Source organism: Streptomyces sp. NPDC026206 (assembly GCF_040638465.1).
GTDB lineage: Bacteria > Actinomycetota > Actinomycetes > Streptomycetales > Streptomycetaceae > Streptomyces.
In genome coordinates this window covers 299,056-318,440 of the sequence record NZ_JBEZYL010000004.1, presented here as the reverse complement: position 1 = coordinate 318,440, position 19,385 = coordinate 299,056, and the positions used below count along the sequence as shown (strand labels likewise).

The 19,385-nt window shown below is 72.4% G+C and carries 12 protein-coding genes and 1 riboswitch; of the genes, 2 read left to right on the top strand and 10 right to left on the bottom strand.

Annotated elements, in window-relative coordinates:
• Positions 1–77: 77 nt before the first annotated feature.
• From eno to AB0F13_RS09835, 7 genes are all read right to left on the bottom strand, one after another.
• A complete protein-coding gene (gene eno / locus AB0F13_RS09865; RefSeq protein ID WP_362077944.1) occupies positions 78–1,367 on the bottom strand; it encodes a phosphopyruvate hydratase in 1,290 nt (429 codons plus the stop codon).
• A gap of 295 nt (positions 1,368–1,662) precedes the next feature.
• Positions 1,663–2,421 carry a transglycosylase family protein gene (locus tag AB0F13_RS09860; RefSeq protein ID WP_362077941.1) on the bottom strand — a complete coding sequence of 253 codons (759 nt, stop codon included), beginning with the start codon at positions 2,419–2,421 and terminating at the stop codon, positions 1,663–1,665.
• A gap of 4 nt (positions 2,422–2,425) precedes the next feature.
• Positions 2,426–2,573, bottom strand: a riboswitch (cyclic di-AMP (ydaO/yuaA leader).
• 294 nt (positions 2,574–2,867) lie between these two features.
• Positions 2,868–3,896, bottom strand: a complete 1,029-nt coding sequence (locus tag AB0F13_RS09855) for a transglycosylase family protein (RefSeq protein WP_362077938.1) — start codon at positions 3,894–3,896, stop codon at positions 2,868–2,870.
• 120 nt (positions 3,897–4,016) lie between these two features.
• Positions 4,017–5,273: a cytochrome P450 gene (locus tag AB0F13_RS09850; protein ID WP_362077935.1), complete on the bottom strand. Its 1,257-nt coding sequence runs from the start codon at positions 5,271–5,273 to the stop codon at positions 4,017–4,019.
• Positions 5,274–5,611: 338 nt separating this feature from the next.
• Complete coding sequence (locus tag AB0F13_RS09845) at positions 5,612–6,046, bottom strand: DUF6479 family protein (RefSeq protein WP_362077932.1); 435 nt, start codon at positions 6,044–6,046, stop codon at positions 5,612–5,614.
• A 72-nt stretch (positions 6,047–6,118) separates the two neighbouring features.
• The gene (locus AB0F13_RS09840; RefSeq protein ID WP_362077929.1) at positions 6,119–7,087 is read right to left on the bottom strand and encodes a nucleoside triphosphate pyrophosphohydrolase; all 969 of its coding nucleotides are present in this window, start codon (positions 7,085–7,087) and stop codon (positions 6,119–6,121) included.
• A 559-nt stretch (positions 7,088–7,646) separates the two neighbouring features.
• Positions 7,647–8,261 (bottom strand): SurA N-terminal domain-containing protein, encoded by a 615-nt coding sequence (locus AB0F13_RS09835; RefSeq protein WP_362077926.1) that lies wholly within the window; start codon positions 8,259–8,261, stop codon positions 7,647–7,649.
• 272 nt (positions 8,262–8,533) lie between these two features.
• Here AB0F13_RS09835 and AB0F13_RS09830 point away from each other — a divergent pair, with 272 nt between their 5' ends.
• Positions 8,534–9,985 carry a DUF2079 domain-containing protein gene (locus tag AB0F13_RS09830; RefSeq protein WP_362077923.1) on the top strand — a complete coding sequence of 484 codons (1,452 nt, stop codon included), beginning with the start codon at positions 8,534–8,536 and terminating at the stop codon, positions 9,983–9,985.
• A gap of 23 nt (positions 9,986–10,008) precedes the next feature.
• Here the strand turns inward: AB0F13_RS09830 and mfd are convergent, their stop codons facing one another.
• The 3 genes from mfd to AB0F13_RS09815 form a co-directional block, all read right to left on the bottom strand.
• Positions 10,009–13,539: a transcription-repair coupling factor gene (mfd, locus tag AB0F13_RS09825; protein ID WP_362077920.1), complete on the bottom strand. Its 3,531-nt coding sequence runs from the start codon at positions 13,537–13,539 to the stop codon at positions 10,009–10,011.
• A 232-nt stretch (positions 13,540–13,771) separates the two neighbouring features.
• Complete coding sequence (locus tag AB0F13_RS09820) at positions 13,772–16,336, bottom strand: FtsX-like permease family protein (RefSeq protein WP_362077917.1); 2,565 nt, start codon at positions 16,334–16,336, stop codon at positions 13,772–13,774.
• Positions 16,333–17,157 carry an ABC transporter ATP-binding protein gene (locus AB0F13_RS09815; protein ID WP_362077914.1) on the bottom strand — a complete coding sequence of 275 codons (825 nt, stop codon included), beginning with the start codon at positions 17,155–17,157 and terminating at the stop codon, positions 16,333–16,335. The genes AB0F13_RS09820 and AB0F13_RS09815 overlap by 4 nt, the downstream gene beginning before the upstream one ends.
• Before the next feature lie 453 nt (positions 17,158–17,610).
• On the opposite strand from AB0F13_RS09815, the gene AB0F13_RS09810 reads away from it, so the two are divergent.
• Entirely contained in the window at positions 17,611–19,368 is a 1,758-nt protein-coding gene (locus tag AB0F13_RS09810) for a lytic transglycosylase domain-containing protein (RefSeq protein WP_362077911.1), read from the top strand.
• The last annotated feature ends 17 nt before the right edge of the window (positions 19,369–19,385 follow it).

The following is a 19,385-nucleotide window of genomic DNA, read 5'->3' as shown; positions in this document are numbered from 1 at the left end:
CACGGTACGGGACCGCGGCCGGGGACGTACGGCGACTGGCGAGAAGGTCAGCCCTTGAGGCTCAGCCCTTGCAGTGCTTACTGGTTCGCGGAGCGAAACCGCGGGAACGCGCTGCGGCCGGCGTAGACCGCGGCGTCGTCGAGGATCTCCTCGATGCGCAGCAGCTGGTTGTACTTGGCGACGCGCTCGGAGCGGGCCGGGGCACCGGTCTTGATCTGGCCGCAGTTGGTGGCGACGGCCAGGTCGGCGATGGTGACGTCCTCGGTCTCGCCGGAGCGGTGGGACATCATGCACTTGAAGCCGCTGCGCTGCGCCAGCTCGACGGCGTCCAGGGTCTCGGTCAGCGAGCCGATCTGGTTGACCTTGACGAGCAGGGCGTTGGCGGAGTTCTCCTCGATGCCGCGGGCCAGGCGCTCGGGGTTGGTGACGAACAGGTCGTCGCCCACGAGCTGGACCTTGTCGCCCAGCTTCTCGGTGATGGCGTTCCAGCCGTCCCAGTCGTCCTCGAACAGCGGGTCCTCGATGGAGACGAGCGGGTACACGTCGACGAGCTCCGCGTAGTACTCGGTCATCTCGGCGGCGGAGCGCTCCTTGCCCTCGAAGAGGTACTTGCCGTCCTTGTAGAACTCGGAGGCGGCGACGTCGAGCGCGAGGGCCACGTCCTGGCCGGGGGTGTAACCGGCCTCCTTGATGGCCTCGAGGATCAGGTCCAGGGCCTCGCGGTTGGAGCCCAGGTTCGGGGCGAAGCCGCCCTCGTCGCCGAGGCCGGTGGACAGGCCGCGGTTCTTCAGGACCTTCTTGAGGGTGTGGTAGACCTCGGTGCCCCAGCGCAGCGCCTCGGAGAAGGACTCCGCGCCGATCGGCGCGATCATGAACTCCTGGATGTCCACGTTGGAGTCGGCGTGCGAGCCGCCGTTGAGGATGTTCATCATCGGAACGGGCAGCAGGTGCGCGTTCGGGCCGCCCAGGTAACGGAAGAGCGGCAGGTCGGACGCCTCGGAGGCGGCGTGCGCGACGGCGAGGGAGACGCCCAGGATGGCGTTGGCGCCGAGCGAGCCCTTGTTGTCGGTGGCGTCCAGGTCGAACATCGCCTGGTCGATCAGGCGCTGCTCGGTGGCGTCGTAGCCGACGAGCTCCGGGCCGATCTGCTCGATGACGGCGAGAACGGCCTTCTCGACGCCCTTGCCCAGGTAGCGGTTCGGGTCACCGTCACGGAGCTCGATGGCCTCGAAGGCGCCGGTGGAGGCGCCGGACGGCACGGCGGCACGGCCCGTGGAGCCGTCGTCGAGGCCGACCTCGACCTCGACCGTGGGGTTGCCTCGCGAGTCGAGGATCTCGCGAGCTACGACGACGTCGATGGACGGCACGAGGGTCTCCTTCGTGGTGTGTCTGGAGTTCTGCAGCACGAGCCTAACGGGCCCCGGAGGCTGCGCCCGCCCTTGGACCGGTTGCCGGACCGAAAATTGGCACAAAAGCCGAGATCACGGGATGAATGGACGATGTGTTCGCTCAATGGGAACGCCGCCCGGGGCCGCCGCCCGGCAGTGCCCCGGGAAACGGCGGAGCCCCGCTCCGATGCGGCTCGGGGGGGAAGACGCATCGGAGCGGGGCGGTCCCGCGGATGAGCGGACTCGCGGATGAGCGGACTCGCTCAGCCGGTGATCAGCTGAGGTGCAGCTTCTGACCCGGGAAGATCAGATCTGCGTTGTCGATGATGTCCTTGTTGCGGTCGAACAGCTTCTGCCAGCCGCCGTCGACCTTCTTGGCCGTGGCGATCGAGCCGAGGGTGTCGCCCTCCTTGACCTCGTACTCGCCGTCGCCCTGCTTGACGGTCTTCGGAGCGGCGTGCTTGGGCGCGCTCTGCTTCGGGGCCGCCGGGGCCTCTTCGGACTCCTGCGCCGGCTTGGCGTGCTTGGGCGCGGCGGGGCGCTCGGCACGGTCGGCGCGGCTGCCGGCGGAGTTCCCGCTCGCGGGGGCGGACTGCGAGGACTTCGAGGACTTCTTCGACACGGCGCCGGAACCGGAACCGGAGGTGTCGACGTCGGCCTTCGCGCCACCGGAGCTCAGGCCGCCGGCACCCGCGCAGCCCCAGGCGCCCGGGCCCTGCATGGCCAGGAGGCGCTCGGCGGTGGCGATCTGCTGGGCCTTGGTGGCGAGGTCGGCACGCGCGGCGTACTGGGTGCCGCCGGCGGCCTTCCAGGAGGACTGCGAGAACTGCAGGCCACCGTAGTAGCCGTTGCCGGTGTTGATGTGCCAGTTCCCGGTGGACTCGCACTGGGCGACCTTGTCCCAGGTGGAGACGGAGGCGGCGTTGGCGGAGGTCGCGACCATCAGCGGGGCTGCCACGGCGACGCCGGTGACGCCGGCGAGCGTGACGATGCGGACGGCCTTGGACGGACGACGGTGCTTGCCCTTGGACATGAGTCGGTTTCCTCACCGACGCCTACGAGGTGAGCTGTCGGGTTCGGGCTGTGAGTTTGCCCGGCCCGGTGCGCGGCTGCGCTCCGGGCTTCACCCCGAGCCGTTCCGTCCTCCGGTCGCGAGACCGTCGGCCGTTCCGGCGGCTTACCTTGGTTCCCCCGCTCCTGCCAACGGCGCTTGCGCGACGACTCCCCCGGTCGCCGGCAGGATTCGGCGTGACGACCGCGGTGCTCGCGATGACGAGCGGTGACGACGTTAAACACAGGCGGCCGACGGGTTCAAACCCCACTTTTCAGCCACAGTTGCTTGAAGTTACCCGCAGGAACCTCCTGTTTCCGCAGGTGAGAGGGGGTTTGAGGAGAACGGATGCGTCCCGTCCAGCGTCCAGTCAACGAGAGCCATGTCTCACTTTCGACTGGAACGGACATTCGGCCCGAACCTCCCTGCTATTTACGGACGTCGAGTCGCTGACCAGGCTGGATGAGGTCCGGATCGGATCCGACAACTTTTTCGTTCTTCTGATAGAGCGTCTGCCAGCCACCGGTGACCGAGTGGTCCTGCGCGATGGCTGACAGGTTGTCACCGGGCTGCACGGTGTAGCCGTCCGCGGCCGGGACGCCCGTGCGTCCGTCGCCGCCGTCGCGCGAGGGGCGCTGCGTCTCGCCGGAACGCGGCGGCTCGGCGCGGTGCTTGCCCGTACCGGCCTCCCCGCTCGCGTCACCGGGCGCGGGCGTGGCGCCGGGCGCGGGCTCGGCGGGCGTGCCCGAGGGCGTACCGGACGGGGTGGCGGGGCCGTTGGAGGGTTCGGCCGACGGGTCCTTGCGGTCCTTGTCACCGGACTGGCCGGGCGTGCCGCTCGCGGGGGCCGAGGAGCCCGTGGACGGGATGGCCGACGGGATCCCGGACGGGTCGGCGGAGGGTGCCGGCGTGCCGGGCGAGGGGGACGCGCCGGGCGTGGGCCCGGCGGAGCCGGGGGCACGGTCGTCCGGCGCGGGGGTCGTGTGCCCGGGCGTGGCGGGGGTGGTGCGCTCGGGCGCGGGCGTGGTCGCCTCCGGCTCGGGGCTCTGGATCCGGCCGGGGTTCACGTCCGGCGCCGGGGCGTCCTTGGACAGGCCCGAACTGACGGCGCAACTGCGCCAGGCGTCGGGGCCCTGGGCGGCCAGGATCCGTTCGGCGACGGCTATCTGCTGGGCCCTGCTGGCGAGGTCGGGGCGGGGGGCGTAGGAGATGCCGCCGCTCTGCTCCCACATCTCCTGGGTGAGCTGCAGTCCGCCGAAGAATCCGTTGCCGGCGTTGGCGCTCCACATTCTTCCGCTCTCGCACTGGGCGACCTTGTCCCAGGTGCCTGCGTCCGCTGCGGACGCTCCGGTGGCCGCCATCAGCGGCATCGCGATGCCCGCCCCCGTCACCCCCGCCGCGAGCACGATGGCGGGTACCTGACGGGGGCGGCGATGTCTTCCGTTTCCGAAGCGCATGCGATGTCCTCTCGAGTGGCGGCCGATGTGGTCGTCGAACATAGCGACGGCTCCGGGCAGTCACAAGCCGGTGTAGCCGAGGTCACGCGAAGGTCACTCCGGTTGACATGGCGTCATTTGCTACGGCGTCCGGGGGGTGAACTCGACGGGCAGAGTGCGCAATCCACGCATAATCAGCCCCCCGCGCCACCGCAGGTCCGCCGGGTCGGCGGCCAGCCGGAGGTCGGGGAGGCGGCGCAGCAGCGTCGCCAGCGCGGTCTGGCCCTCCAGGCGCGCCAGGGGTGCGCCGAGGCAGTAGTGGATGCCGTGCCCGTAGCCCAGGTGCTGGTTGTCGCGCCGGGCGAGGTCGAGGGTGTCGGGGTCGGCGAACCGCTCGGGGTCGCGGTCCGCGGCGGCGAGGACGACGAGCACGGGGTCGCCCTCGGCGATGCGCTGTCCGCCCAGGGTCAGGTCCTGGGTGGCGAACCGCCATGTGGCGAGCTCCACCGGGCCGTCGTAGCGCAGGAGCTCTTCCACGCCCGTGGCCAGCAGGCTCTCGTCGCCCTCGTGCAGGGCGCGTTGGAGCCGCTCGCGCTGCCCGGGATTGCGCAGCAGCGCGTAGGTTCCGTTACCGATCAGGTTCACAGTTGTTTCAAAACCGGCGAAGAGGAGGATGAAGGCCATGGCCGCGGCCTCGTTCTCCGTCAGGTGTTCGCCGTGGTCACTCGCCCTGATGAGTCCCGAGATGAGGTCATCACCGGGATTCTCCCGCTTGCGGTGGATCAGTTCCGCGAGATAGGTGCGCATCCGCTTCACCGCGCGGGCCACTCCGCCGCGCGGCCCGCCGCCGTGGCGGATCATCATCCCCGCCCAGTCGCGGAAGTCGTCCTGGTCCTCGGCCGGCACCCCGAGCAGGTCGCAGATGGCGTAGATGGGGAGGGGAAAGGCGAACTCGTGGATGAGGTCGGCCGTCCCCCTCTCCACGCCCTGCTTGCCGGCGATGTCGTCGATGAGCCGGTCGGTCAGCTCCTGCACCCGGGGCGCGAACTCCGCGACCCGGCGCGGGGTGAACGCCTTGGAGACCAGGCGGCGCAGCCTGGTGTGGTCCGGTGGGTCGATGTTGAGCAGGTGCGTCATCAAATTGGCGCTGCGCTCGCCGGGGATGCCCACCTTGCCCTTGCCGTGGGCGCTCTCGGAGTGGTGCACGGGGTTCTTCGACAGCCGCTGGTCGGCGAGCGCCTGGCGGGCGTCGGCGTACCGGGTGACCAGCCAGGCCTCGACGCCGCTGGGCAGGGCGGTGCGGTGCACCGGGGCGTGCTCGCGCAGCCAGGCGTACGCGGGGTAGGGGTCGGTGGCGAATTCCCAGGTGAAGAGCGGCGGGGCGGGGGGCGTGTTCATACGGTCGTTCGTGTCGTGCACGCCCCGACGCTACCCGCGGCCCGCCAGTGGTGCCTGCTGCCGCTGGTCGCGGCCCGCTGGTGGCACCCGCGCCGCTGCCCGCGGCCCGCTAGTGATGCCTGCTGCCGCTGGTCGCGGCCCGCCAGTGGTGCCTGCTGCCGCTGGTCGCGGCCCGCTGGTGGTGCCCGCGCCGCTGCCCGCGGCCCGCTAGTGATGCCCGCCGCCGCTGCCCGCGGCCCGCCAGTGGTACCCGCGCCGCTGCCCGCGGCCCGCTAGTGATGCCCGCCGCCGCTGGTCGCGGCCCGCCAGTGGTGCCCGCTGCCGCCGCTCGCGGCCCGCTAGTGGTGCCCGCTGCCGCCGCTGCCGAAGGAGCCGCTGCTGCCCGGGTCCCACTTCTTGCGCTCCTCGGACTGCTCCTCGGAGTGGCTGCCGGGATTGTTGATCTCGTGCGGCAGCACGCGCTCACCGTTGGCCTCGGACTGCAGCGGGTCCGACTCCCGGTGCTCGACGACGTAGCCGACCGCCTTGTCCTCGTCGTCGTTGTGCCCGGGGCCGTGGTCGGGGGAGGCGGGGCCCCTGTCGTATTCCTCCCGCGTCTGCCAGGAGCCCTGGCGGCGCTGCGGCTGCGCCGGGGGCGGCGGCTCCCTGTCGCGCCACCGCTGCCCGTACACGAAGGCGGCGAGCAGCAGGCCGCAGACGCACAGCCCCACGATGAAGGGGGCGGTGCCGCCGACCCAGTGCGGAAGGGCGAGGTCCAAGTGGTCAGTGCGCATGGATGTCGGGTACCCCCCGGGCGCCCGGTCAAGACTGCGCGTGGGCCGAACGAGTGGCGCGGCCCGCGGCCCCTACTCCCCGGCGGCCTCCTCCGCGGCCCGGATGGCGTCCCGGTAGGTACGGGCGGCGGCCCGCAGGGCCGTCTCCGGCTCGGTGCCGGCCGCTTCCGCCCGTACGGCCAGGGCCAGCAGCTCGTAGCCGACGCCCTCCCCGGCCGGCAGGGCGACGTCGAGTCCCCCGGCACGGACCCGGGAGGCGAGCTTCGCGGCGAGGGCGAGGGCGGGCTGGCCGAGGGGGACGCCCTCGGTGACGGAGTCGCGGCGCTTCTCGGCGGCCTTCGTGCGCGTCCAGTGGGCCTTGACGTCCTCGGGCGTCTCGGCGGACTCCTCGCCGAAGACGTGCGGGTGGCGGTGGATGAGCTTGTCGACGATGCCGCCCGCGACGTCGTCGACGGAGAACGGCTCGTCCGGGTCGTCCTGGGCGATGCGGGCGTGGAAGACGACCTGGAGCAGCACGTCGCCGAGCTCCTCGCGCAGCGCCTCCCGGTCGCCGGTCTCGATGGCCTCCAGCAGCTCGTACATCTCCTCCAGGCCGTACTTGGCCAGGTCCTCGTGGGTGCGGATGCCGGTCCAGGGGCAGGCGGCCCGGATCCGGTCCATGACCTGGACCAGGTCGAGCAGGCGGGCGCCGGGCAGGTCGTAGGAGCCCGGCAGCAGCTCCAGCGCGGGCATCGGCTCACGGCCGGAGCCGGCCAGCCGGGCCAGGCCGTCGGTGAGGGCGGACTCGCCCTCGGCGGAGGTGATCACGACGGCGGTGCGCTGCCCGTCCGCGCAGTAGTCGACGAGCTCGCGGGCGGTGGGCGAGGCGTGCTCCACCTCGACGCCGGCTTCCCGCAGATACGGCAGCTGCGGGTGGCCGGCATCGGCGCACAGGACCCGGCCGGCGCCGCGCAGCATCTGCCACGCGGGCCAGGACAGCAGGCCGGGGGCGACCCGGTGGCTGGTGGTGAGCAGGACGATGCGGCCGAAGGAGTCGTTCACGCGGTCGAGCCTAGGCGACCGCCCGAGCACGGGCTCACGTCGGCTCGGGACCCGGCGCAGGCGGCCGCGCGCGACCAGGCCCGCAATGCCTCGGCCAGGCAGGCCGCCGTCACGCTCGCTCCGAACCACCCACGGACTCACGCCGCCTCGGGGCCCGGCGCCGCCGGCCGCAGCCACGGCTCCAGCGCGGCGCGGGCGGTGCCGCGCGGCTACGCCCGCATGCCTCGGCCAGGCAGGCCGCCGTCACGCACGACCGCCCGCGCACGGGCTCACGCCGCCTCGGGGCCCGGCACCACCGGCCGCAGCCACGGCCCCAGCGCGGCGCAGGCGGCCGCGCGCGGCTCCGCCCCCAATGCGTCGTCGGCCAGACAGGCCGCCATCACGCTCGCTCCGAACCACGCACGACCGCCCACGCACCGGCTCACACCGGCTCAGGGCCCGGCGCCGCCGAACGCAGCTACGGCCCCAGCACGGCGCAGGCGGCCGCGCGCAACTACGCCCCCAATGCGTCGTCGCCCAGGCAGGCCGCCATCACGCTCGCTCCCGACCACGCACCGGCTCACGCCGCCTCGGGGCCCGGCGTCGCCGGCCGCAGCCACGGCTCCAGCGCGGCGCGGGCGGTGCCGCGCTTGGCGTCCCAGGTGCCGTAGCGCGGATTGACGTCCACGCGCAGCGAGTCGGAGGTCTTCATCAGGACCTCGCCGGTGCGGGCCTTGCCGAGCTTGTCCTCCAGCTTCGTGCGGACGAGCCCGATCATCAGCTCCTGGTCGATCTGCCCGGGCGCGATGCCGGCCGCGAGGAAGCGGTCCTCGACGGCCTGCGGGCCGCCGAGCACCCGCTCGACCTGCCCGCGCCGCTGCTGCAGCTCACGGCGCGTGACCTCCACGCCGTTGTCCTCGCCGGCCTTCTCGATGATCCGGTACTGGATCATCCGGATCAGTGTGTCCTGGCCGAGCTGTGCGCTGCCCGCCAGCAGCTGCGCGCCCTCCGGCGAGGAGCGCTGCGCCTCGCGCACGTCCGCCACCTGGTTCTGCAGCTGCGACACGGTGATCCGGTCCCTGCCCACGACGGCCGCGGCCCCCGGGTGCGGTGCGGAGCCGCACGCGGTGAGAGCGGGCGCCGCGGCGAGCAGAGCGGCGGCGGAGAAGGAGAGCGCTGTCCTGCGGCGGATCATGAAGCCTCCCGGCGAAGATCGCGATCAAACAGGTACGGGGCGAGGGCCCCCACGCGGGGGCGGTGGTCGGGTGACGGGCGGGCGACGACCCGGCGTTGACCGATGGTAGGGAGTCCGCGTGGCCCAAGCCACTGATTCGGCCAACGATTCACGGGGCGCCGGGGCACGCGGGCACCGCCTCCCGCGGCCGGGCCCGTCGTAACGATCAGGATGAAGGACGCATACTTCAAGACCGAACCCCCACAGACCACCACCGCGAAGAGGGACCGCCCATGGACTCGGCCACCACCTCCGTCGCCGCCCAGGGCCGGAGCAGGGCCGAAGCCGCGCCCGTGCGGCGCACCCGGGGCGCCCGGCTGCGCGCCCCGCGCCTGGACCCGTACTGGGTGGGCGGCGTCCTGTTCGTCCTCTACACCGCGCTCTCGCTCAGCCGGCACCGGCGGATGCTGACCATGTCGTGGGACCTGGGCATCTTCGAACAGGCCATACGGGCCTACTCACGCCTCCAGGCGCCCATAGCCGACCTCAAGGGCCCCGGCACCAACATCCTCGGGGACCACTTCAGCCCCGTCACCGCGCTGATCGCCCCGCTCTACCGCGTCTTCCCCACCCCGGTGACGCTCCTCGTCGTACAGGCCGCGCTCTTCGCCCTGTCCGCCGTGCCGGTCACCCGGCTCGCCGCGCACCTCCTCGGGCGGCCGCGGGGGCTCGCGATCGGGGCCGCCTACGGGCTGTCGTGGGGAGTGCAGCGCGCGGTCGACTTCGACTTCCACGAAATCGCCTTCGCCATGCCGCTGCTGGCCTTCTCCCTGGAGGCCGTGGTGCGCGGCCGCGCGCGGGCCGCGGTGCTCTGGGCCGCGCCGCTGGTGCTGGTCAAGGAGGACCTGGGGATCACGGCCGCGGCCATCGGCGTCCTGATACTCGTGCGGCAGCGCGGCTCCGGGCGCCGGGCGCGGGCGACGGCCCCGGCCGCCGCCCTGGTGGCCTTCGGGCTCGCCGCCACCGCGGTGACCCTCTGGCTGGTCATCCCGGGCTTCAACAGCGGCGGCGGCTACGACTACTGGAACAAGCTGAGCGGCGGCACCGGCCCCGCCCCCGTCATCCCCGTCGACACCGCGCTGCGCACCCTGGCGTGGGTGCTGCTGCCCACCACCGGGCTGCTGGCCCTGCGCTCACCGGTGCTGCTGGCCGCCCTGCCGACCCTGGGCTGGCGCTTCGTCTCGCACGACGACCACTACTGGGGCACCGACTGGCACTACAGCGCCGTCCTGATGCCCGTCGTCTTCATCGCGCTGACCGACGCGCTCGCCCGGGCCCGGCACAGCCGCCGCCCCTGGCTGCGCTCCTACGCCCACCAGCTGCCCGCGGCCGTCGCCGCCGCGGCCCTGGCCATGACCGCGTCACTGCCCCTGTACAGCCTGACCCTGCCCGACACCTACCGGGTACCGCCGAGCGTCGAGGCCGCCGAACAGCTCCTGGACCGCATCCCCGACAACGCGACCGTCGAGGCCGACGTCGGCCCGATAAGCCGGCTCGTGGCCCGCTGCCGCGTCCTATGGATAGGCGACACCCGCGGGGTCACCCCCGACTACGTCGCGCTGCACCTGGCCGACGGCAGGACCGCCGCCGACCTGGCCGGCGACGCGCACCGGATGCACCCCGGCGCGCGCTACGCCGTCCTCGGCACCGGCGGCGGCTACGCGGTGCTCCACAGGGTGCCGTAGCCGCCGCTCCCGCCGCCCGGGCCTCAGCCCAGGATGGTGGTGAGGAACTCGCCCGTCCACGCCAGCAGTTCCCGGCCGACCAGCGGCTTGCCGCCGATGGGGCGGGTCGCCGGGCGCGGCACCAGGATCTGCCGGGTGGCCGGCTTCATGACCGTACGCGGGTGGAGCCGCTTGAGCCGCAGCTCCTGGGACTCGCGCAGCTCGACGGGGCCGAAGCGCACGTTGGGGCCCTGGAGGGTGATATCCGAGACCCCGCAGGCGCGGGCGAGCATCCGCAGGCCCGCGACCAGCAGCAGGTTCTCCACCGGCTCCGGCAGCTTGCCGTAGCGGTCGGTGAGCTCCTCGCGGACGGCCTTGATGTCCTGCTCGCTGGTGGCGGAGGCGATGGCACGGTAGGCCTGCAGGCGCAGCCGCTCACCCGGCGCGTAGTCGTGCGGGACGTGCGCGTCGACCGGCAGCTCGATCTTGACTTCGAGCGGTGCCTCCTCCTGCGCGCCGCCCTCGACGGAGGCCCGGTAGTCGGCGACCGCCTCGCCGACCATGCGGATGTAGAGGTCGAAGCCGACGCCCGCGATGTGCCCGGACTGCTCGCCGCCGAGCAGATTGCCCGCGCCGCGGATCTCCAGGTCCTTCATCGCCACGTACATGCCCGCGCCCATCTCCGTGTGCTGGGCGATGGTGGCCAGGCGCTCGTGGGCCGTCTCGGTGAGCGGCTTCTCCGGCGGGTACAGGAAGTAGGCGTAGCCGCGCTCGCGGCTGCGGCCCACGCGGCCGCGCAGCTGGTGCAGCTGGGAGAGGCCGAAGTTGTCGCCGCGCTCGACGATGAGGGTGTTGGCGTTGGAGATGTCGATGCCCGACTCGACGATCGTCGTCGAGACCAGCACGTCGAACTTCTTCTCCCAGAAGTCGACGACGACCTGTTCGAGCGCGCTCTCCCCCATCTGTCCGTGCGCCGTGGCGATGCGCGCCTCGGGGACGATCTCGCGCAGCTTCGCCGCCGCCCGGTCGATGGACTCGACCCGGTTGTGGATGTAGAAGACCTGGCCCTCGCGCAGCAGCTCACGGCGGATCGCGGCGCCGATCTGCTTCTGGTCGTACGGGCCGACGAAGGTCAGCACCGGGTGGCGCTCCTCCGGCGGCGTGGTGATCGTCGACATCTCGCGGATGCCGGTCACCGCCATCTCCAGGGTGCGGGGAATGGGCGTGGCGGACATCGTCAGCACGTCGACGTTGGCGCGCAGCTTCTTCAGCTGCTCCTTGTGCTCGACGCCGAAGCGCTGCTCCTCGTCGACGATGACCAGGCCCAGGTCCTTGAACTTCGTCTCGGAGGAGAAGAGGCGGTGGGTACCGATCACGATGTCGACCGAGCCCTCGCGCAGCCCCTCCAGGACGTTCTTGGCCTCGGTGTCCGTCTGGAAGCGGGACAGCGCCTTCACCGCGACCGGGAACTGGGAGTACCGCTCGGAGAACGTCCCGAAGTGCTGCTGCACCAGCAGCGTGGTCGGCACCAGAACGGCGACCTGCTTGCCGTCCTGCACCGCCTTGAAGGCCGCGCGGACCGCGATCTCCGTCTTGCCGTAGCCGACGTCGCCGCAGACCAGGCGGTCCATGGGGACGGACTTCTCCATGTCCTCCTTGACCTCGGCGATGGTGGTGAGCTGGTCCGGGGTCTCGGCGTAGGGGAAGGCGTCCTCCAGCTCCCGCTGCCAGGGGGTGTCGGGCGCGAAGGTGTGGCCGGGGGCGGCCATCCGAGCGGAGTAGAGCTTGATCAGATCGGCGGCGATCTCCTTGACGGCCTTCTTCGCGCGCGCCTTGGTCTTCGTCCAGTCCGCGCCGCCCAGGCGGTGCAGGGTGGGGGCCTCGCCACCGACGTACTTGGTGACCTGCTCCAGCTGGTCGGTGGGGATGTACAGGCGGTCGCCGGGCTGGCCGCGCTTGGCGGGGGCGTACTCGACGAGCAGGTACTCGCGGGTGGCGCCCTGCACGGTGCGCTGGACCATCTCGATGTAGCGGCCCACGCCGTGCTGCTCGTGGACGATGTAGTCGCCGGCCTGCAGGGTCAGCGGGTCGATGGTCTTGCGGCGGCGGACCGGCATCCGGCCCAGGTCCTTGCTGGCCGACTTCTGCCCGGACAGGTCGGTCTCCGTCAGTACGGCGATCCTCAGGCCGGGGTCGACGAAGCCGTTGTCGACGCTCGCGCAGGTCACGTGTACGACGGAGGGGGTCAGCCCTGCCAGGTCCGCGTCGAGGCGGGCGGGGATGCCCTCGCCGCCGAGCACCTCGACGGTACGGGCGGCGGGGCCGTGGCCCTCGGTGAGGAAGACGGTGCGCCAGCCGTCGGCCACCCAGCCCTTGGTGTCGGCCAGGGCGCGGGCGGTGTCACCCCGGTAGGTCTCGGGGGCGTGCATGCCGAGCTTGAGGGTGTCGCCGTCCAGCTCCTCCTCGTCGGCGGCGAAGGGGCTGATGGACCACCACATCATGCCGAGCTCGCGGGCCCGGTCGCGGACGTCGGCGATGCCCCGCAGGGAGGCGGCGTCCACGTCGATGGGCGCCTCGCCGCCGCCGGCGGAGGCTGCCCAGGACGCCTGCAGGAACTCCTGGCTCGTGGCGACGAGGTCGGCGGCCCTGGTCCGGACCCGCTCCGGGTCGCACACCACCGCCATGCTGCCGGCGGGCAGCACGTCCAGCAGCAGCTCCATGTCGTCCACCAGGACGGGTGCGAGGGACTCCATGCCCTCGACCGCGATGCCCTCCGCGATCCTGCCGAGCAGCTCGCCCAGCTCCGGGTGCTGCTCGGCCAGGGCCGCGGCCCGCTCCCGCACGCTGTCGGTCAGCAGCAGCTCACGGCAGGGCGGGGCCCACAGGCCGTGCTCGGAGACCTCCAGGGACCGCTGGTCGGCGACCTTGAAGTAGCGGATCTCCTCGACGTCGTCGCCCCAGAACTCGACCCGCAGCGGGTGCTCCTCGGTCGGCGGGAACACATCGAGGATGCCACCGCGCACCGCGAACTCGCCGCGCTTCTCCACCAGTTCGACCCGGGCGTAGGCGGCCGCCGCCAGGGCCTCGGTGACCTCGCCCAGATCTGCGCTCCGCCCGCTGCGCAGGGAGACGGGCTCCAGCTCGCCGAGCCCCTTGACCTGCGGCTGCAGCACCGACCGTACGGGCGCCACCACGACGCTGACGGGGCCGGCGGCCGGGTCGTCCTTGCTGGGGTGCGCCAGCCGGCGCAGCACGGCCAGGCGCCGGCCGACGGTGTCCGAGCGCGGCGAGAGCCGCTCGTGCGGCAGCGTCTCCCAGGAGGGGTAGTCCACGACGCCGTCGGGGGGCAGCAGCGAGCGCAGCGCCGCTGCCAGGTCCTCGGCCTCCCGGCCGGTCGCGGTCACGGCGAGGACGGGCCGCCCGGCGGAGCGGGCGAGCGCGGCGATGGCGAAGGGGCGGGCGGCGGGCGGGCCGACGAGGTCGACGTGCGGCCGGTTCCCGTCGGCCGCGGCCCTCACCGCTTCGGCGAGCGCCGGATCGTTGACGACGGCGTCGAGCAGACCGTGCAGGCTCATGGAGAGTTTTCCCGTCCCGGGGGTGGACCAGCGGACAACACGAAGCGCCCGACACGTGCGTACGGGCCGGGGTCTCCAGGTTACGACGGCGGACCGGCACCCGCCGGGCCGCGCTGCGCGCGGTGTCCTCGATCGCCGCCCGGGCCGCATGTGCGGCCCGGGCGGGGGAAAGCCCCGGTCCGGGCACGCACCCCCGTGGCGCGCCCGGACCGGCGTCGAAGGACCGCGACCGTCAGTCCGTCGCGATCGCGTTCAGGACGTTCATCCGGCCCGCCCGGAACGCCGGGACCAGGGCCGCGAGCAGGCCCACCACCGCGGAGCCGATGAAGACGGCGGTGATCGTCGGCCAGGGGATGTCCAGGACGCCCAGGCCCTGCAGGGCCAGCAGCTTCTGGGACGTCGCACCCCAGGCCATGCCCAGGCCGAGGCCCAGCAGGGCGCCGAAGAGGGCGATGACGACCGACTCGAGGCGGATCATGCGGCGCATCTGGCGGCGGGAGAGGCCGATGGCGCGCATGAGGCCGATCTCGCGGGTGCGCTCGACGACGGAGAGGGCGAGGGTGTTCACGACGCCCAGCACCGCGACGATGATCGCCAGGGCCAGCAGGCCGTAGATCATGTTGAGCAGCTGGTCGACCTGGCCCTTGACGAGCTCCTTGTAGTCGGCCTGGTCACGGACCTTGATCTGCGGGTAGTCCGCGACCGCCGCCTTGAGGGAGGCGGCCGCCGCCTCGGCCTTACCGTCGGCGGCCTTGGCGAACATCATCACGTCCAGCGGCATCCTGTCGGCCGGCAGGTACTGCCGGGCCGTGGCGATGTTGGTGAACAGCGCGCCCTGGTTGAGGCTGGTGTCGTCCGAGGTGATGGCCTTGACCTCGAGCTCTGCCCGACGGCCGTCGGTCATCGCGACGGTCAGCCGGTCGCCGAGCTTGATCTTGTGGTCCTTGGCGAAGCCTTCCGGCACCGACATGGCGTCCTTGCCGTAGGCGTCCGCGAAGGTGCCCTGGACGGTCTCGGTGCGCAGGTCGTCGCCGTAGGTGGGGTCGGAGGCGTTGATCGACTCGGTGACGGTCCTGCCGTCCGGGAGGGTCAGCTTGGCATGGACGCCGGTGATGGCGGTGACGTGCGCGACGCCGCCGGCCGAGCGGATGGCCCTGGCCTGGGCCGGGCTGAGCGGCTGGCCGTTCTCGCTCTGGATGATGAAGTCCGCGCCCACCGACTTGTCGAGCTGGTCCGTGGCCGAGGCGACCATGGAGGAGCCCACCACGGACAGGGCGGCGACCAGCGCGAGGCCGATCATCAGGGCCGAGGCCGTGGCGCCCGTACGGCGCGGGTTGCGCAGCGCGTTGCGCTCGGCGAGGCGGCCGACGGGGCCGAAGACCCGCAGGACGGCGGCGCTGATGACGCGGACGACGAACCCGGCCAGCAGCGGGCCGACGACCACGAAGCCGATGAGGGTCAGCAGCACGCCCAGGCCCAGCATCCCCGAGCCGGCCGAGGCGTCGGAGGAGTTCGCGGCGGCCAGCAGGGCCGCGGCGCCCGCACCGGTCAGCAGCAGGCCGATGGCGGCCCGTACCTTGCCGGCGCTGCCGTCGGCGGGGTTGCCGGCGTCGCGCAGGGCGGCCATCGGGGAGATCCGCCCGGCCCGGCGGGCGGGCAGGTAGGCGGCCAGCACGGTGACGACGACGCCGATCGCCAGGCCCACGACGGGCGTGGTGGGCTTGATCGTCAGCTCGGAGGTGTCGAGCTTCATGCCGGTGGCGCCCATGAGCTCCATCAGGCCGACCGCCAGCCCGATGCCGCCTGCGATGCCCAGCACCGAGCCGACGACACCCAGCATCAGGGCCTCGGCCAGCACCGAGCGGTTGACCTGCTTGCGGCTGGAGCCGATGGCCCGCATGAGGCCGATCTCGCGGGTGCGCTGGGCGACCAGCATGGAGAAGGTGTTGACGATGAGGAAGATGCCGACGAGGACGGCGATGCCGGCGAAGCCGAGCAGCGCGTACTTCATGACGTCGAGGAAGGAGCCGACGTCCTTCTTGTTCTCGGCCTTGGTCTCGGCCGCGGTGCGCACGGCGTAGTCCGTGCCCACGGCGGCGGTGACGTCCTTCTTCAGCTGCTCGTCGCTGACGCCGGAGGCGGCGGTCAGCCCGTAGCCGCTGTACTCGCCGGCGCTGCCGAGCAGCCTGGCCTGCGCGGTGGGCGTGTCGAAGTAGAGGACGGCCGCGCCGGGGTTGGTCGTCCTGTACGTGGCGATGCCGACGATGCGGACGGTGAAGTCGCCCGGCGTGGCCATGACGCGGAGCCGGTCGCCGGTCTTCAGGCCGTGCTTGTCCGCGGTGTCGGCGTCCAGGACGGTCTCGCCCGCGCCGTGCGGCTCGTGGCCGCTGGTGATCTCGACGGACTTCTTCTGGCTCTCGTCCCAGTTGGTGCCCACGGTGGGGGCGCCGGAACTGGGGCTGATGCTCTTGTTCTTCGCGTCCGCGACAGTGATCTGCTGACTGGTGGCGTGCCCCTCGACCTTGGCGACGCCCGGCACCTTCGCCAGGCGGCCCTGGAGCGAACCGGGGAGGGTGCGCGGCTTTCCGGTCTCCTGGGCGTCGTCCTTCTTCTGGGGTGAGACGGCGACGTCGGAGGCGGTGGAGGCGAAGAGCTTGTCGAACGTGGCGTTCATGGTGTCGGTGAAGACGAGCGTGCCGCAGACGAACGCCACCGACAGCAGGACGGCTACGGCGGACAGCGCCATGCGTCCCTTGTGCGCGAAGAAGTTGCGCAGGGAGGTCTTGAGGACGGTCACGACACCCGCCCGCGGGCGTCGGAGCCGGCGGGGGTGCGGGGGTTGCCCGCCGGCGCGAAACGCAGCATGCGCTCGAACACCATGTCCGCCGTCGGGCTGTGCATCTCGTCCACGATCCGTCCGTCGGCCAGGTAGAGCACCCGGTCCGCGTAGGAGGCGGCGACCGCGTCGTGCGTCACCATCACGATGGTCTGGCCCAGTTCGTCCACCGAGCGCCGCAGGAAGCCGAGCACCTCGGCGCCGGAGCGCGAGTCCAGGTTCCCGGTCGGCTCGTCACCGAAGATGATCTCGGGGCGGGCGGCGAGGGCGCGCGCCACGGCGACGCGCTGCTGCTGGCCGCCGGAGAGCTGGTTGGGGCGGTGCTTGAGGCGGCCCGCCAGGCCCACGGTCTCCACGACCTGCTCCAGCCAGGCCCGGTCGGGCTTGCGGCCGGCGATGTCCATGGGGAGCGTGATGTTCTCGATGGCGTTGAGCGTCGGCAGCAGGTTGAACGCCTGGAAGATGAAGCCGATCCGGTCCCGGCGCAGCCGCGTGAGCTTCTTGTCCTTGAGCCCGGTGATCTCGGTCTCGTCGATGAATATCTGTCCCGAGGTGACGGTGTCGAGGCCCGCCAGACAGTGCATCAACGTCGACTTGCCGGAGCCGGAGGGACCCATGATGGCCGTGAACTGCCCGCGGGCGATGTCCACGTCCACGTGGTCGAGGGCGACGACGCGGGTCTCCCCCGAGCCGTAGGCCTTCAGGACCTGACGTGCCTTCGCCGCGACGGCCGCATGCGTTCCGCTGCCCCCGGCCCTGGGAATCGATACAGCCGTTGTCACGGTGGGTCTCTCCTATGGGTGTGGTGCTGCTGAGTAGCTGTGCTGCTGAGTAACGGGTTCAAGCCTGCCGGGACGGGGCGGCGGCCACGATGGTGCCCGTCCGTGTCTTCGGGGTGGGGCAAACCCCACCCCGGCCCCCCGGCCGTCCATAAGGAATCTAGGCGGCGTCCGAGCCCCGCTCCTCCTGCTGCGGTACGAACCGGGGGGAGGGGAACGTACGGAGGGACCCCTAGGGGACGGGGCCGCGACGGAGGGCGGCGTCTCGGGGTCGGATACGCACAACAGCGCAGGAAGCGCCCCCAGTGGGGTAACGAACGGCGGAGAATCCGTGAAGCCTGTCCCCGGGCAAGACATTTGAGGCTTGAGGGAATTAGTGTTCGGGTCTATGGCCGAGGGGGGCTGACGTGCGACCCCCTTCGTACGGCCGCAGGTCTCCCCAAGGAAGCAGCCTCCGTGAAGATACTTCGAACTCGCGCTGCGAGCGTCTCCCGGCAGGGACTGTGCGCTGCTCTGCTCGTCGCCGGCCTGACCACGGCAGCGGCGGGCGCCAGCCCGCCGCACCACACCGGGCAGGGCGACCCCTCGCCCGGCACGGACAACCCGCAGAGCCGGCCGCACGGCGTGCCCAACCTGACCCTGCCCGACCTGGTGCCCCGCCCGGGTGCCACGGGCAGGCCCGATCCCAACGCCACCCCCGGGGACACCCCGGACGGCGCCACGGGCATTCCCGCGACCGCCCTCGCCGCCTACAAGAACGCCGAGAAGCTCGCGCAGGAGCGCTACCCCTCCTGCCACATTCCCTGGCAGCTCGTCGCCGGCATCGGCAAGGTGGAGTCCGAGCACGCCGCGGCCTACGGGCTGCGTTCGGACGGGTCGACGGCGAGACAGATCCTCGGGCCGCGGCTGACGGGCGGCCAGTTCGCCGTCATCAAGGACACCGACGGCGGCCGCTGGGACGGCGACCGGGAGTACGACCGGGCCGTCGGCCCCACCCAGTTCATCCCGTCCACGTGGGAGAGCTTCGGGGAGGACGGCAACGGCGACGGGGTCAAGGACCCGAACAACATCTTCGACGCCGCGGCCGGCACCGCCCGCTACCTGTGCGCGGGCGGCAAGGACCTGAACAAGCCGGGCGACCTCGACAAGGCGATCCTCAGCTACAACCAGTCCCGCGAGTACGTCAACGCCGTGCTCGCCTGGATGCGTACGTACAAGAGCAGCAACGTCGGCGCGGTGCCCGACCCCGCGCCCTCCCGGCCGGGCACCCCCTCGGGGAGCTCTCCCACGCCCTCGCCGTCCTGGCCGGCGAACCCCGGCACCACCAAGCCGGGCAAGCCCGCGGGAGGCAGCACGCCGGGCCCGTCCGGCAAGCCCTCCCCCAAGCCCACCGAACCGAGCAAGCCCGGCAATTCAGGCAAGCCGGGCGGCGGGACCAACGGCGGCGGGACCACCCCGCCCGCCCCGGCCCCGGTCACCCGCCTCGAACGCGTCGGCGAGCAGACCCTGGAGGCCACGGCGAACGAGTACTTCGCCGAGCAGCCGCGCGTGCGGGCCCTCGACGGTGCCGGCAAGGCGGCCCCGGACCGCACCCGTGTGCGGTTCGAGATCATCGGGCAGCACACCAAGGCGCGCTTCCCGGGCGGCGCCCGCTCCGTCTCCGTGCCCACCGAGAAGGACGGCACCGCCACCGCTCCGCGGATCCTCGCGGGCGACTGGCCCGGCCCGTTCACCGTCCACGCCACCGTCGAGGGCCGCGACATCGCCGTCGACTTCGACGCGACCGTCAAGACCGCCCCCGCCCCACGCGCGGACACCCTCGTGCGCGTCGGCGACGGCGCCCTCAAGGCCGCGCCGAAGGGCTCCTTCACGCAGAAGATCCAGATCAAGGCACTCGGCAAGGGCAAGCCCGTCAGCGACACCCCGGTCACGGCCACCGTGCTCGACGCCGACGGCAAGACGGCCGCGAAGACCGGCCCGTACTTCAAGGACACGGAGGGCAAGCCGCTGCGCACGCTCGCCCTCCCCAAGACCGACAAGGACGGCCTGGTCACCCTGCCGGAGCTGTTCACCGACGAGCGGACCGGCACGTTCGTCCTGCAGCTGGCCACCGCCGACGGCAAGACCCTCACCCTGGAACTGACCGTCGCGGCACCCGCCACGCCGGAGCCCACCGGGACCGCCACACCGGCGGCTCCCAAGCCGGCCCAGTGAACGCATGAGCCACGCGC